Below are 15,541 nucleotides of genomic sequence, written 5' to 3' on the forward strand. Positions count from 1 at the left end.
GTACTCCTGCGGAGCGGGCGAGCACCGGGGCTCGTGACGTGCGTGGGGTGGATTCGGCTCAGAGCAGGATCAGGTCGTCGCGGTGGACGAGCTCGCGCTCGTACTCCTCGCCGAGGGTCTCGCGCAGGTCGGCGGTGCTGCGTCCCAGCAGACCGGGGATCTCGGCAGCGTCGAAGTGGACGAAACCACGCGCGACGACGGCACCGTCAGGCGCGATCAGGTCGACCGGGTCTCCGGCACCGAAGTCGCCGTCGACGTCGGTGACACCGGCCGGCAGCAGGGACGCACCGCGCTCGACGACGGCGCGCACGGCACCGGCGTCCAGCGTCAGCGTGCCCTTGGTCTCACTCGCGTGGGCCAGCCAGAGCAGACGCAGGTGACGACGACGTCCGGTCGGGTGGAAGAACGTGCCGACCGTCTCGCCGGCCAGCGCCTGGGCGGCGAGCGGGGCGGCGGTGAGGACGACGGGGATGCCGGCGCCGGTCGCGATCCGGGCGGCCTGCACCTTGGTGACCATGCCACCGGTGCCGACCTTGGACCCGACCGAACCGATCTCCACTCCCCCGAGGTCGTCGGCGGAGCGGACCTCGACGATGCGCTGCGCGCCGGGGCGCGACGGCGGACCGTCGTAGAGGGCGTCGACGTCGCTGAGCAGCACCAACAGGTCCGCGTGGACCAGGTGCGCCACCAGCGAGGCGAGGCGGTCGTTGTCACCGAAACGGATCTCGGAGGTGGCGACGGTGTCGTTCTCGTTGACCACCGGCACGACGCCGAGGTCGAGCAGCGCGTCGAAGGTGCGCGCCGCATTGCGGTAGTGCGAGCGACGCACGACGTCGTCCACGGTCAGGAGGACCTGGCCGGTGGTGATGCCGTGGCGGGCGAACTCCTGCTGGTAGTGGTGGGCCAGGAGTCCTTGACCCACCGAGGCAGCAGCCTGCTGCAGCTCGAGGCTCGCGGGACGCTCGGTCATGCCGAGCGGCTCCAGACCGGCTGCGATCGCGCCGGAGGAGACCAGCACGACCTCGGCGCCACGCGCCCGCACACCGGCGAGCACGTCGACGAGTTCCCGGATGCGTTCGGGAGCCAGGCCACCGCCGTCGACGGTGAGCGAGGACGAACCGATCTTGACGACCACACGACGGGCCTTCAGGACGGCCTCGCGCAACTCGGTGACGGTGGTGACCTGGGTGCTCACTTGGTGGTGTCGCTCTCGTTCCAGTCGGGGTCGTCCTCGGAACCGATGACGTAGGACATCGGGCCGACACCGGGGCGCATCTCACGGTCGAGACGACGCGCCACGTCGGCACGGGTCTCGCTCTCGTCGCGCTCGTCCATCGCCTCGGCGATCTCACGACGACGGTGGGCCGAGGGACGCTCGTCACGGAGACGCTCGTCCTCTCCACGACGTCCGAGCATCTCGGCTCCGGACTCGATGGACGGCTTGAAGTCGAAGACGACCGAGTTGGCCTCGGTACCGATGAGGACGGCGTCGCCCTCCTCCGCGCCCTGGCGCAGCAGCTCGGCCTCGACACCGAGGCGGGTGAGGCGGTCGGCCAGGTAACCCACGGCCTCCTCGTTGGAGAAGTCGGTCTGGCGGACCCAACGCATCGGCTTCTCGCCACGCACGCGCCAGCCCTCGGGCGAACGGACGACCTCGAAGTCGGCGCCACCGTCGATGGCCCAGGGGCGCAGGACGATGCGGGTCGGCGCCACCTTCGGCTTCTCGACGCGCGACTCCTTGACGATCTCGGCCATCGCGTAGATGAGCTCCTTGGTGCCGGCACCGGAGACCGCGGAGATCGGGAACACACGGTGTCCGGCCTCACGCAGCTCCTCGATCACCATGTCGGCGATGTCGGAACCGTCGGGAACGTCGATCTTGTTGAGCGCGACCAGACGCGGACGGTCCTCGAGGCCGCCGTAGCGGGCGAGCTCGTTCTCCATCGCGGCAAGGTCGTCGATCGGGTTGCGGCCGGGCTCGATCGACGCGGTGTCGATGACGTGGACCAGCGCGGCGCAGCGCTCGATGTGACGCAGGAAGTCGTGGCCGAGACCACGACCGTCGGCAGCACCCTCGATCAGACCGGGCACGTCGGCCACGGTGATGACGGTGTCACCGGCACGCACGACGCCCAGGTTGGGGACGAGCGTGGTGAAGGGGTAGTTGGCGATCTTCGGGCGGGCCCGGGAGATCGAGGCGATCAGCGACGACTTGCCGGCGCTGGGGTAACCCACCAGGCCGATGTCGGCGACGACCTTGAGCTCGAGGCCGATCTCGATGGATTCGCCCTCCTCGCCGAGGAGCGCGAAACCGGGGGCCTTGCGCTTGGCCGAGGCCAGCGCGGCGTTGCCGAGGCCGCCGCGGCCACCCTGGGCGATGACGAGCTCGGCGCCGACGCCGATCATGTCGGCCAGGACGTTGCCCTGCATGTCGGTGACGACGGTGCCGTCGGGAACACCGAGGATCATGTCGGCGCCGTGGGCACCGTTGCGGTGGTCGCCTGCTCCACCGGCACCGTTGGGTGCCTTGCGCTTGGGGCTGTGGTGGTAGTCGATCAGGGTGCTGACGTCGGGCTCGACGCGCAGGATCACCGATCCACCGGGACCACCGTTGCCGCCGTCGGGGCCGCCCAGCGGCTTGAACTTCTCGCGGTGCACGGAGGCCACACCGTGCCCACCCCGTCCCGCCTCGACGTGAAGGGTCACGCGGTCTACGAATGTGGGTACAGCCATGGTTGTGCTCCTGAAAAGGGGGGTTTAAACGCCGAAGGGCGTCCCAAGTCTAGGGACGCCCTTCAACTGATGTCTTGTGTCAGTGACGGTTAGGTCACTCGCCGGGAACGACGTTGACGACCTTGCGGCCGCGCTTCTTGCCGAACTCAACGGCGCCCGGAACGAGCGCGAACAGAGTGTCGTCACCGCCGCGGCCGACGCCGGCACCCGGGTGGAAGTGGGTGCCACGCTGGCGGACGATGATCTCACCGGCGTTGACAGCCTGGCCACCGAAGCGCTTCACGCCGAGGCGCTGAGCGTTCGAGTCACGACCATTCTTGGTGCTGGCTGCACCCTTCTTGTGTGCCATGTTTCAGTCCTTAGAGAATCCGGGCGCGAAGGCTCAGAGGGTGATGTCGGTGACCTTGACCTGGGTGTACTTCTGGCGGTGACCCTGGCGCTTCTTGTAGCCGGTCTTGTTCTTGTACTTCTGGATGATGATCTTCGGGCCCTTGGTAGCACCAAGGATCTCGGCCTTCACGGCAGCCTTGTCGAGGCCGGTCGCGGTGACCTTCTCTCCGTCGACCACCAGGACGACGGGAAGGGTGACGGACTCGCCAACGGCGGTCTCGACCCGGTCGATCTCGATGACATCGCCGACAGCAACCTTCTGCTGCTTGCTGCCACTGCGCACGATCGCGTACACCGCGACTCACTCTCCTCGTCGGACTCCAGCGAGTCCCGTCAACAACTGCAAACCTTGGGCGCCCGCGCCGCGCTTAGACCACCGCGGGATGTCTCCCAGGGATCAGCGCAATACACGCAGGAAGGTGTCAGTGACACCGGGAATCAATACTAGGGTGCATGGCCCGGTGGTGCAAAACCTCGCACCACCGGGCACGCATCCCGGCTGGGCCGCAGGCGGCCCGGGGATGAAACAGGGGTGGATCAGCGCTTGCGAGCGCCCTTCTTCTTCACCGGCACGTGCTCGATCGAGAGCTCGTCGTGATCACCCTCGGAGTCCTCGACGACGGCCTCGGGGGCCGGGGTCGAGGGGACAGCGGTGCGAGCACCACCACGGGTCCGGGTGATGACCTTGGGGCGGGACTCGACGACCGGCGCCGCGACGATCACCGGAGCGGCAGCCACAGGAGCTGCCTCAGCGACGACGACGGGCTCTGCGGGCACCGACGGGGTGGTGACCCCACGGGACGCTCCACGGCGCGTACGGGTGCGGGTGACGACCTTCGGGGCGGTGTCGACGGGCGCAGCCTCGGCCACGACCTCGACCGGTGCCTCGACGGGCTCCTCGACGACCTCGGCCACCGGCTCGGCGACGACCTCAGCGGCGACCTCGGTGACCGCCTCGGCGGGCGCGGTCTCCTCGACCACGGTCACGGCCTCGGCGGGCTCCTGGGCCGGTGCGTCCTGAACCGGTGCGTCCTGGGCGGGAGCGTCCTGGCCGGCCTCGGCCGCAGCAGCGGACGAACCCCGACGACGACGCGAGCGGCTGCGCGAACGACGCTCACCCTGCTCGGCCGACTTCTCCTCGCCCTGGACCTCAGCAGCCGGAGCCTGGTTCTCGACGGCGACCTCGGCGACCGGGGCTTCCTCGGCCTTCGGCTCGACCTGCTTGGCGTCGTTCTGCTTGGCGTCCTGCTTGGACTCGTTCTGGCCCTTGTCGCCCTTGCGGTTGCGACGGCCGCGACGGCCCTCCTCCTCAGCCGCGCCGGAGCGCGCCTCGATCGGGTGGGCGTGGGTCACGACACCGCGGCCGTGGCAGTGCTCGCAGTCGGTGGAGAACGCCTCGAGCAGACCGGTGCCGATGCGCTTGCGCGTCATCTGGACCAGACCCAGCGAGGTGACCTCGGCGACCTGGTGACGGGTGCGGTCGCGCCCCAGGCACTCCACCAGACGGCGGAGGACGAGGTCGCGGTTGGACTCCAGGACCATGTCGATGAAGTCGACGACGATGATGCCGCCGATGTCGCGCAGGCGGAGCTGGCGGACGATCTCCTCGGCGGCCTCGAGGTTGTTCTTGGTGACGGTCTCCTCGAGGTTGCCGCCCGAGCCGGTGAACTTGCCGGTGTTGACGTCGACCACGGTCATGGCCTCGGTGCGGTCGATCACGAGCGAACCACCCGAGGGCAGCCAGACCTTGCGGTCCAGGCCCTTGGCGATCTGCTCCTCGACGCGGTAGACGCTGAACACGTCGCCCTGGACGGCGGAGGCGGCGTCGGCCGGCTCGTACTTCTCCAGGCGATCGGCGAGGTCGGGAGCAACCGACTCGACGTAGTTCTGGACGGTCGCCCAGGCGTCGTCACCTTCGATGACGAGCTTGGTGAAGTCCTCGGTGAAGAGGTCGCGGACCACCTTGAGGGTGAGGTCGGGCTCGCCGTAGAGGAGCTGCGCGCCGGAGCCCTTGTTCTGGGACTTGCGCTCGATCTCCTCCCAACGGGCCTTGAGACGCTCGACGTCCTGGGTGAGCTCCTCCTCCGAGGCACCCTCGGCGGCGGTGCGGACGATCACGCCGGCGGAGTCCGGGACGATCTCCTTGAGCAGGGTCTTGAGGCGCGCACGCTCGGTGTCGGGGAGCTTGCGGGAGATGCCCGAGGTGGTGCCGTCCGGGACGTAGACCAGGAAGCGACCAGCGAGGGAGACCTGCGAGGTGAGGCGGGCGCCCTTGTGGCCGATCGGGTCCTTGGTGACCTGGACCAGGACGTACTGGCCCGGGGACAGGAACGCCTCGATCTTGCGCGGCTGGCCGTCACGGTGGCCCAGAGCGGACCAGTTGACCTCACCGGCGTACAGGACGGCGTTGCGGCCCTTGCCGATGTCGACGAACGCGGCCTCCATCGACGGCAGGACGTTCTGGACGCGGCCGAGGTAGACGTTGCCGATCAGCGAGGTCTGGGACTCGCGGGCGACGTAGTGCTCCACCAGGACGCGGTCCTCGAGGACGGCGATCTGGGTGAGGTCGGGGCGCTGGCGGATCACCATGACGCGGTCGACGGCCTCGCGGCGGGCCAGGAACTCGGCCTCGGAGACGATCGGGGCACGACGACGGCCGGCCTCGCGGCCCTCGCGGCGGCGCTGCTTCTTGGCCTCGAGACGGGTGGATCCGGTGACCGCGGTGATCTGGTCCTCGGCCTTGCGGGCCTCACGGGCCTCACGGACGCGGACGACGGTGTTCTCCGGGTCGTCGCTGGCACCGGCCTCGGTGTCACCGGCACGGCGGCGACGACGACGGCGACGCGAGCTGGAACCAGCACCGTCGGCGTCCTCGGAGGCGTCGGAGTCGGCACCCTCCTCGGAGTCGGCGGCGTCCTCGGAGGGCTTCTCGGCCTCGGTGGACTCGGCAGCAGCCTCGCCCTCACCCTCGGCGTCGGAGTCGGACTCGTTCTCGGCGTTGGAGGACTTGCGACGACGACGGCCACCACGACGACGACGACGACGGGTCGGCTGACCGTCCTCGTCGTTCTCGGCAGCATCCTCGTCGGTCTCGTCGGCCTCGGCGGTCTCGGCGTCGACAGCGGCCTCGTCGGTGGACTCGGCGTCGGTGGGCTCGGCGTCGGCCTCGGCGACGACGAGGGCGTCCTCGTCGGTCTCCTCCTCGGCAGCCTCGAGCGCGGCGGCCTCGGCGGCAGCAGCAGCCTCCGCGGCGCGCTGCGCGGCGGTCTTGCGGGGACGACGGGTGCTCTTCTTGACCGGCTCGGGAGCCTGGAAGAGCGGCAGGGTGCCGGACTCGTCGGCAGCAGCCTCGGTCTCGACGGCGTCGGTGGTGGCGGGGGTCTCGGCGGCAGCAGGCGCCTCAGTGGTCTCAGCGGCAGCGGCAGCCTCGGCAGCCTTCTGCGCAGCGGTCTTGCGCGGCGCACGCTTGGCAGCAGCCTTCTTGGCGGGCTTCTCGGCGGGAGCCTCAGCAGCAGCGTCAGCAACGACCTCAGCCGGAGCCTCGACGGGCGCGTCGACAGCGGCCTCAGCGGCAGCAGCTGCCTCAGCAGCCTTCTGCGCAGCGGTCTTGCGCGGCGCACGCTTGGCAGCAGCCTTCTTGGCCGGCTTCTCCGCGGGTGCCTCAGCGGGTGCCTCAGCGGGTGCCTCAGCGGCCACGTCAGCGGCGGCCTCAGCGGCAGCAGCTGCCTCAGCAGCCTTCTGCGCAGCGGTCTTGCGCGGCGCACGCTTGGCAGCAGCCTTCTTGGCCGGCTTCTCGGCCGGGGCCTCGGCAGCAGCGTCAGCAACAACCTCAGCCGGCGCGTCGACGGGAGCGTCGCCAGCCGCCTCAGCGGCAGCAGCTGCCTCAGCAGCCTTCTGCGCGGCAGTCTTGCGCGGCGCACGCTTGGCAGCAGCCTTCTTGGCGGGAGCCCTCTTCGCAGCCTTCTTGGCCGGAGCGGTCTCGCTGCTCTCCGGGGCAGTGCCCTCGGTGACGTTCGTGGTGATGGTGGCCGATTCCTCGGCAGGGGTGGTCTCGTCGAGCATGGTGCTCCTCGGACCGGTGCACGGCACCGGTCGTGTTCAGGACGCCTCGACCCCGGTGCAGGTGTCGGACGCAAAGCCTTCGGTGGCGACAACCCCTCCGCCTGTGCGTCGCACCACGTCTGACCGACACCTTCCGCGGTCGCCGGGCCCTCGTTCACCGGAACGTCCCTGTGGGGTCGTCCGATGCCGGTGGGGTACCTCTGTCACTGGTCCCCCGGGCCGCGTCGCGGTCTGGTGTCGACGTCCGAAGTGCGTGCCTGACCAGTCGTGCCGATCAGGCGAGAACGTCGTCGGATCACTGTCGACGAACGCGCCGCCGACGGCAATCTTCGTCAGTATCGCACACCGAGGCCCTGAGCGGGATCAGGACGAGACAGCGAGCGGGTCACCGACGGTGCCGGCCTCGCGGTCCAGGGGGCCCTGGGACAGACGAGTGATGAGAACAGCACCGGTGGGAGCGACCTCGCCGACCGTCTGGAGCGCCTTGATGACGTCGTCGGGACGCACGGCCGGCTCACGGTGCTCGATGAGGGTCTCCAGGACGGCGTCGTCACCCTCGACGTAGGTGCGCAGCGCAACCACGGCGTCACGGGCGTCGAAGGTGCGCATGCCCTTCTTGGTCATGCGCTCGACCTCGATCACCTCGGCGGCGAGGAAGGCCTCGACGGCCGCGGAGATGTCACCGGCACCGGGCAGGTCCAGACGCCACACGCTGGCCTGGAGCCGGTCGTGCAGCGCGCCACCGGGCGACTCCACACACTCCAGGACGTCCAGACCGGGCGGCAGCGAGGAGTCCATCAGCGCGAGGACCTCGGCCGGGTCGAGCACCTTGGCCAGACCGATCTCGACGTACTCGGCCTCGGAGGCCGAACCGGTCGGGGCGGCACCGGCGTAGGAGATGCGGGGGTGCGGGTTGAAGCCCGAGGAGTAGGCCATGGGCAGCCGGGCACGGAAGACGGCGCGCTCGAAGGCGCGCGAGAAGTCGCGGTGGCTGGTGAAACGCAGGCGTCCGCGCTTCGCGTAGCGAAGACGGAGTCGCTGGACGGGCGGGGCCTGCTGCTCGGGCTGGTTGCGCACCGGACAACGGTAGCCCGGCCGGGTCACCGCAGCCGATTCGACCTCACCCCGTGCGCTCGCCTACGCGCGCGCCGCCTTCATCACGGGGGTCGTGTAGACCCCACTGATGACGGTGCCACCGAGGAACTCGGTGAGGCGTTCGGCCTCCACCGCGAACGCCGCCGTGGCCGTCGCCGGGAGCTCCCGGTGACGGTGCTCGTCGACCACCACCCGGACCGTGGCGTCAGCGTCCTGCACCCAGCAACCCACGACGCGGCCGTTCCACCACGCAGTCGACCCGGCGTTGCCGTTGCGGTCGAAGTGCGCGGCCACGGCAGCGTCGTCGAGGTAGTGGGAGCGTCCCTTCCAGCCCATGACGGTGGGATCCAGGACCGGGAGCAGCGCCGCCCACTCCCCCGGTTCCGGCGCCGCCGATCCGCCACCCCCGGAGTCGAGGAGGCCGTCGTCAGGGAGGACCCAGCCCACGGTTCCCCCGTCTGAGTCATCTGTCGAGCCGAGCCTCACCTGCACCGCACCGACGTCGGCGAACGCCGTGCGCACCGCCGAGCGCGTGGCTCCCAACCACCAGACGACGTCGTCCTCGGTCCCCGGCCCGAAGCCGGCCAACCAGCCGCGGACCAGTGCGGCGTACCCGGCCCGTGCGTCACACCGAGCTGCCTCCGCGCGTTCCTGCGGGAGCAGCACGTCGGTGACTCCCCAACGGGGACGGGAGATCCGCCAGTGGCCTTCGTTGGCTGCGCGGACCAGGCGTCCCTGGGCTCCCAGGACGAGCAGCACCCGCGGACCCAGTGGTACTTCGGTGGCCCACTTCCCGCTGCCGACCTGCAGGCGTCGTGACAGGTCGGGGTGCAGCGTCGAGGACTCCGCAGCGTTGACCGTGCCACGGCGGGCCACCTCGGCGAGCACGACGGCGGAGACCTCGTCCCACCAACGCTGGGCGTCATCGGTGACGCCCGAGGCGACGAGTGCCTTGAACAGGGTGGCGGCCTGGGTGGCCGCGGTGCGGGACGCGGCACTGGCCCACACCGCAGGCAAGGTGGCGCGGTCGAAGGCGAAGAGAGTGCGACGCATCGCGAGCTGCTTCACCAGGATGCGCTCGGCCGGGTCGGCAGCGTGCAGGGCCTGCTCGACGTCGGTGAGGCCCACGCCGTCGACACGGGCTGCGACGGCCAACGGCACCGTGTAAGCCTCGGTGGCGTGCCAGGCCGTCATCACGGCGGTCGCGGCCGTGATCGAAGGATGGCGGTGGCCGGGGGCCAGCCCATGCCGGACCGCGATCAGGGCACGACGGGTGACGTCGGTGACGTGGAGCATGGATCCAGCATGCCTCTCACCCCCGACGGGTTCGCCCGTGCACCTCGACGTGACACCCGAGGGCGATGGGAGGATCACCGTGTGTCATCCCCCCGAAACTCCCCCACACCCCCCACATCCACCCCGTCCTCCGCCACCACCCCCACCGGCCTCCCTGTCTGGCTGGTCCTGGCCTGTCTGGTGCTGCTGGCCTTCAACCTGCGTCCGGCCGCCACGAGCGTCGGACCGGTCCTGGAGGAGGTCCGCGCCGGACTCTCGCTCTCCCCGACCACGACCAGCATCCTGACCTCGCTCCCGGTCTTCGCGTTCGCCGTCGTCGGCGGCCTCGCACCGTGGATCGCCCGCGTCGTCGGCCTGCACCGGGTCTCTCTCTTCGCGCTCGTGGCCGTCGTCATCGGCCTGGGCGCACGTGCCACCACTGACTCCGGCACGTTGTTCCTGCTCTGGACCGCACTGGCCGTCTCCGGCATGGCGTGCGCCAACGTCCTGGCACCGTCGCTGGTCAAGCTGCACTTCCCCGACCGGATCGGGTTCGCGACCTCCTGCTACACCACCGCGATGGCCACCGGCCTCACCCTCGCCTTCACCGCCACCGTCCCCGTCGCCGAGGCGGCCGGCACGTGGCGTTGGGGCCTGGGTGCCTGGGCCCTGGTCGCCGCCGTCGCCGTCGTCCCGTGGATCGCCCTGGTGGTCCGGGACCGCAAGCCCGCCGCCGCTGAGCGCACGATCACGTTCGGACAGGTCGCCCGCACCCCGCTGGGGTGGGCGCTGGCCGGCTTCTTCGGCGTCCAGTCCGCGATCGCGTACTCGATGTTCGGCTGGTTCGCCCAGATGTGGCGCGACACCGGGTACTCGGCCACCTACGCCGGTGTGCTGGTCGGCCTGATCGCCGCAGCGGGCATCCCCTGCTCGCTGGTGCTGCCCACCCTGCTGGCCCGGGTCAAGGACCAGCGGGTGCTGATGATGGGCGTCATCGCCTGCTACCCGATCGCGTTCGCCGGTCTGCTGGCCCTGCCGGGCCAGTACGGCGTCCTGTGGGCTCTGCTGCTCGGCGTCGGCGGCACCACGTTCCCCCTGATCCTGGTGCTGGTGAGCATGCGCGCGCGCACCGCTCCCGGCACGGCCGCTCTCTCCGGATTCACGCAGTCGGTGGGCTACCTGATCGCCACCCCCGGACCGCTCGTCCTCGGCCTGATCCACAACCACGCCGGGGGCTGGGTCGCCCCGATCTGGTTCCTGCTGGGCCTGCTGGTCCCGCTGGTCGCCCTGGCGCTGTACGTGGGTCGACCTGCCTACCTGGAGGACCAGGTCAGGACTCGCTGACCCCTCCCCCGCAGACACAGCGAAGACGCAGAAGGGCGCCACCCCGGCCGGGGTGGCGCCCTTCTGCGTGAAGTGCGGTGTGTCAGTCCTGCGGGGCTGCCTCAGCAGCGGCCTGCTCCTCGGCGTCCTTCTTGTCGGCCCAGCGACGCAGCAACGTGAAGACGCCGAACAGCGCCGCGACCAGCGCGATCGTGACGTAGACCATCGGGATGCCCTGGCGGTCGGCCCAGACGCCGATCAGGACGATGACGACCAGTCCGACCAGGAACATGCCGGCGACGAGGAACCCCACCACCATGCGTCCGGCGGTCGACTCGGCCGGCGTGACGCCGGGCGGGTCGGCCGGGAACAACGGCTTCGGGTCGCGGGAACCAGCGGCCACGGCTCAGACCACCGTCAGGGGCAGGAGACGCTGACCGGTGGGGCCGATCTGGATCTCGGTGCCCATCTCGGGGCAGACACCGCAGTCGTAGCACGGGGTCCAGCGGCAGTCCTCGACCTCGATGTCCTCACCGTTGGCCGCGGCGAGCGCGTCCTCCCAGTCACCCCACAGCCAGTCCTTGTCGAGACCGGAGTCGAGGTGGTCCCAGGGCAGGACCTCGTCGTAGTCACGGGCACGGGTGGTGTACCAGTCGACGTCGATGCCGGTGCCGTCGAGCGCCTTCTCGGCCGAGGTCATCCAGCGGTCGAACGAGAAGTGCTCGCTCCAGCCGTCGAAACGACCACCGTCACGCCACACCTGCTCGATGATCCCGCCGACGCGGCGGTCACCGCGGCTGAGGAGTCCCTCGACGATGCCGGGCTTGCCGTCGTGGTAGCGGAAACCGATCGCACGACCGTACTTCTTGTCCTCGCGGACGATGTCGCGCAGCTTCTTGAGACGCTCGTCGGTGGTGGGGTGGTCGAGCTGCGGGGCCCACTGGAACGGGGTGTGCGGCTTCGGCACGAAACCACCGATGGAAACGGTGCAGCGCACGTCGTTGCGACCCGAGACCTCGCGACCCTTCTGGATCACACGCTTGGCGAGGTCGGCGATGGCGAGGACGTCGTCGTCGTTCTCCTCGGGGAGACCGCACATGAAGTACAGCTTCACCTGACGCCAGCCGTGCGAGTACGCGGTCGCGACGGTGCGGATGAGGTCTTCCTCGTCGACCATCTTGTTGATGACCTTGCGCATGCGGTCCGAGCCGCCCTCGGGGGCGAACGTCAGACCGGAGCGGCGACCGTTGCGGGAGAACTCGTTGGCCAGGGTGATGTTGAAGGCGTCGACGCGGGTCGAGGGCAGCGACAACGAGACGTTGGAGTCCTCGTAGCGGTCGGCGAGGTCCTTGGCCAGGTCACCGATCTCGGTGTGGTCGGCCGAGGAGAGGGACAGCAGACCGACCTCGTCGAAGCCGGAGGCACGGATGCCGTTCTCGACCATCGCACCGATGGTGGTGAGGGAGCGCTCGCGGACCGGGCGGGTGATCATGCCGGCCTGGCAGAAACGGCAACCACGGGTGCAACCACGGAAGATCTCGACGCTGAAACGCTCGTGCACGGTCTCGGCGAGCGGGACCAGCGGCTTGGCCGGGTACGGCCACGCGTCGAGGTCCATCAGGGTGTGCTTGCGGATCCGGTCCGGGATGCCGGGACGGTTGGGGACGACGGCCTCGATCGCGCCGTCGGCGCCGTAGGTGACGTCGTAGAACGTGGGGACGTAGATGTTGCCGGTCACCGCGAGGCGACGCAGCAGCTCCTCACGGCCACCGGGACGACCCTCGGTCTTCCACTCGCGCACGACCTCGGAGATCGCGAGCACGACCTCCTCGCCGTCACCGAGCACGGCGGCGTCGATGAAGTCGGCGATCGGCTCGGGGTTGAACGCGGCGTGACCGCCGGCCAGCACGACCGGGTCGTGCTCACGACGGTCGGCGGCGTGCAGCGGGATGCCGGCCAGGTCGAGGGCGTTGAGCATGTTGGTGTAACCCAGCTCGGTGGAGAAGCTGAGACCGAACACGTCGAAGCCGCCGAGGGGACGGTGGGAGTCGACGGTGAACTGCGGGATGTTGTTCTCCCGCATCACCTTCTCCATGTCGGGCCACACGGCGTAGGTGCGCTCGGCGACGATCCAGTCGCGCTCGTTGAGCACCTCGTACAGGATCTGGACGCCCTGGTTGGGCAGACCGACCTCGTAGGCGTCGGGGTACATGAGTGCCCAGCGGACGGTCTCGCCCTCGGGCGCACAGTCCCACTCCTTGACGGTGGAGTTGAGCTCACCACCGACGTACTGGATCGGCTTGGAGACCGACGGAAGGTGCGGTTCGAGCAGGTGGAAGACCGACTCTCCGGTGGCGGGAGTGGTGACTTCTGCGCTGGACATGGAGACCTCGACGTGTCAGGAGCGGGACGACGTTCAAGGGTACGACGAAATTCTGCTTCGACCGCACCCGCCGTCGCGCTCCCCTACAGTGGCCGGTGTTTCCCGGCGGGGGCCGGAGCGGGGAGGGAACGAACGCCGATGTCCGAGCGTGGAGCAGAGCCGACCCGAGCCGAGGGCACCTCACCCGGCGTCGCCCCCACGACGCTCGACACGCCCCCTCCTTCGTCGCGTGCATGGTTCTGGGCGATCTGGACGCTCGGGCTCACGATGACGACGCTCTTCGCCGTCGTCGTCGCCGGCTCGCACCCTCCCGGCGTGATGCCCGACGTCTGGCTGGTCGCCACGGTGGCGTTCACCTGGCTGTGCATGGACTGGTCATCCTCCCGACTCCTGCCCCGGCCCACTCCCCTCTTCCTTCTCACCTTCGCCTGCCTGTCCGGGATCGGTGTCCTCACCGGCGTGCTGATGGAGGCCAGCGCTCTCGACACCCTGAGGTCGGCCGCCGGAATCCCGCTGCAGGCCGTCGTCATGGGGCTCGGCACCCAGGTGACGCGTCGGGCCATGAAGCTGGGCGAGCCCGCCTTGCTGCCCGACGCCGCCCCGTGGCGACGCGCCTGGGCCGGCTGGGCTCCGCACGAGGCGATCGACCTGGTGCCGCTGTCTGCGGGCGCGGTCCTCAGCGCACTGTTCTCACTGCTGGTCGGTTCGGTCCCCGGCGTCGACCTGTGGTCGCTGCAGGGTTTCGAGAACGTGCAGTGGATCAGCCACGTCGTGGTGGTCACCGTCGTCGGCGGGTCCGCGACCCTGATCATCTTCAGCACCTGGACCCCCGCCGATCTCGACCAGCCGTGGACCCGGGTGATCGGGGTGTGGCTGGCCTCGGTGAGTCTGCTCCTGTGGGTGCACAGCACCGGCGCGGTCACGATGGCGTGGCTCCAGGTGATCCCCACGATCATCATCGCCCTGACCTGTCGGGTCTGGGTGACGGCGCTCTTCTCGTTGCTGCTCGGCGCCGTCAGCGTCACCCTCTCCCCCCGCCTCAACAGCATCGAGGGACGTCCCGGCCCCGTCCCGCTGAGCACCGTCATGGACCTGATGGTGGCGGCACTGATCCTCGTCGCACTGACCCTGGCGTTCCTCAACCGTCGACGTGACGACCTGATGGACGACCTCCGGGTCGAGCGGGCCCGGACCTCGCGGCACCTGCAGGTGATGGAGACGGTCTTCGAAGCCATGCAGGAGGGAATCGTCGTGGTCGGTGAGAACCTCACGATGCGGTTCCACAACTCCGCCGCGGTCGAGCTCCTCGGCCGGCCGTTTCCCGCCGAACGGGGTGGCGACTGGACGGCACACTTCGGCCTCTCGACGCTGGACGGCCGCCCGGTCGGCGACCGTGACCTGTTCGAGGTCGAACACCTGGTGCTGCCCACCCCGGCCGGACGTCGGGTGCTGCGACAACGCACGCTGCGGCTCAGCGACCAGGCCGACGACGGCGTGATGGTGGTGCTGGTCGACGTCACCGAACAGCACCAGCGGATGGACGAGCTCTCCGGGTTCGCCGGCGTCGTGGCCCACGACCTGCGTGCTCCGCTCACCAGCCTCGAGGGATGGCTGGAGATGGCCCACGACTCGTTGCAGGACGGCGAGGGCGACGACGCGCTGGTGATGCTGGGGCGCGCCCGGTCCAGCAACCGCCGGATGCGACAGATCATCGACGACTGGCTCAACTACACCGTCCAGCGCCAGGGCACCCTGCACGAGATCGTGTTCGACCTCGTCGACCCCGTCAACGCCGTCGTCTCGCAGATGGCCGAGAACGGCCCGCACCGCTTCAGCATCGAGGTGCCACACCGGGTCGAGGCCGACCTCGCCACCGTGCGCCAGGTGCTGGCCAACCTGGTCGGGAACGCGTCGAAGTTCTCCCGGCCCGACACCATCCCGGAGATCGCACTGCGGTCCCACCGGACCGAGCCCGGATGGATCCGGGTCGACGTGGAGGACCGGGGCATCGGGCTCCCAACTGGCCAGGAAGAGGCGATCTTCGACGAGTACCGTCGCGGCACCGGCCCCGCGACCGCGGTCGAAGGGTTCGGCCTGGGCCTGGCCCTGTGCAAGCGGGTCGTGGAACGTCATGGCGGCACGATCTGGGCACGCACCAACCAGCACGGTGGGACGACGGTCTCGTTCACGTTGCCGGCCGCCGGCGCCGGCCCGGAAGGCGCCCTCGCGAGTGGGGCACCGGCCAGCACGCCCGCCCCCGCGCGGCGCGTCCTGACCTGA

At 69.9% G+C, this 15,541-nt stretch carries 11 protein-coding genes; 2 read left to right on the forward strand and 9 right to left on the reverse strand.

What is annotated here, in order from left to right:
- Positions 1 to 58: 58 nt before the first annotated feature.
- The 7 genes from proB to EOV43_RS11000 all read right to left on the reverse strand — a co-directional run bounded on the left by proB (position 59) and on the right by EOV43_RS11000 (position 9,576).
- Complete coding sequence (proB, locus tag EOV43_RS10970; RefSeq protein WP_239022097.1) at positions 59 to 1,195, reverse strand: glutamate 5-kinase; 1,137 nt, start codon at positions 1,193 to 1,195, stop codon at positions 59 to 61.
- A complete protein-coding gene (obgE, locus tag EOV43_RS10975) occupies positions 1,192 to 2,733 on the reverse strand; it encodes a GTPase ObgE (protein ID WP_128221318.1) in 1,542 nt (513 codons plus the stop codon). Before obgE ends, proB begins: the two co-directional genes overlap by 4 nt.
- A 94-nt stretch (positions 2,734 to 2,827) precedes the next feature.
- Positions 2,828 to 3,082 (reverse strand): 50S ribosomal protein L27, encoded by a 255-nt coding sequence (gene rpmA, locus EOV43_RS10980; protein ID WP_128221319.1) that lies wholly within the window; start codon positions 3,080 to 3,082, stop codon positions 2,828 to 2,830.
- A 33-nt stretch (positions 3,083 to 3,115) separates the two neighbouring features.
- Positions 3,116 to 3,418, reverse strand: a complete 303-nt coding sequence (gene rplU / locus EOV43_RS10985) for a 50S ribosomal protein L21 (RefSeq protein WP_128221320.1) — start codon at positions 3,416 to 3,418, stop codon at positions 3,116 to 3,118.
- A 242-nt stretch (positions 3,419 to 3,660) separates the two neighbouring features.
- Positions 3,661 to 7,185, reverse strand: a complete 3,525-nt coding sequence (locus EOV43_RS10990; protein ID WP_128221321.1) for an Rne/Rng family ribonuclease — start codon at positions 7,183 to 7,185, stop codon at positions 3,661 to 3,663.
- 363 nt (positions 7,186 to 7,548) lie between these two features.
- Positions 7,549 to 8,262: a TIGR03936 family radical SAM-associated protein gene (locus tag EOV43_RS10995; RefSeq protein ID WP_128221322.1), complete on the reverse strand. Its 714-nt coding sequence runs from the start codon at positions 8,260 to 8,262 to the stop codon at positions 7,549 to 7,551.
- Positions 8,263 to 8,322: 60 nt separating this feature from the next.
- Positions 8,323 to 9,576, reverse strand: coding sequence for a winged helix DNA-binding domain-containing protein (locus tag EOV43_RS11000; protein ID WP_128221323.1), 1,254 nt, complete (start codon positions 9,574 to 9,576; stop codon positions 8,323 to 8,325).
- Between the two features lie 81 nt (positions 9,577 to 9,657).
- Here EOV43_RS11000 and EOV43_RS11005 point away from each other — a divergent pair, with 81 nt between their 5' ends.
- Positions 9,658 to 10,899, forward strand: coding sequence for an MFS transporter (locus tag EOV43_RS11005; protein ID WP_239022098.1), 1,242 nt, complete (start codon positions 9,658 to 9,660; stop codon positions 10,897 to 10,899).
- 82 nt (positions 10,900 to 10,981) lie between these two features.
- Here EOV43_RS11005 and EOV43_RS11010 read toward each other — a convergent pair whose 3' ends face one another.
- Together EOV43_RS11010 and EOV43_RS11015 are read right to left on the reverse strand one after the other, a co-directional pair.
- Positions 10,982 to 11,281, reverse strand: coding sequence for a hypothetical protein (locus EOV43_RS11010; RefSeq protein ID WP_128221325.1), 300 nt, complete (start codon positions 11,279 to 11,281; stop codon positions 10,982 to 10,984).
- 3 nt (positions 11,282 to 11,284) lie between these two features.
- Positions 11,285 to 13,261, reverse strand: coding sequence for a TIGR03960 family B12-binding radical SAM protein (locus EOV43_RS11015; protein ID WP_128221326.1), 1,977 nt, complete (start codon positions 13,259 to 13,261; stop codon positions 11,285 to 11,287).
- Between the two features lie 138 nt (positions 13,262 to 13,399).
- Between EOV43_RS11015 and EOV43_RS11020 the strand changes: the two genes are divergently transcribed.
- Positions 13,400 to 15,541: a sensor histidine kinase gene (locus tag EOV43_RS11020; RefSeq protein WP_128221327.1), complete on the forward strand. Its 2,142-nt coding sequence runs from the start codon at positions 13,400 to 13,402 to the stop codon at positions 15,539 to 15,541.

The sequence above is a fragment of the Nocardioides yefusunii genome (assembly GCF_004014875.1).
GTDB classification, from domain to species: Bacteria; Actinomycetota; Actinomycetes; order Propionibacteriales; family Nocardioidaceae; genus Nocardioides; species Nocardioides yefusunii.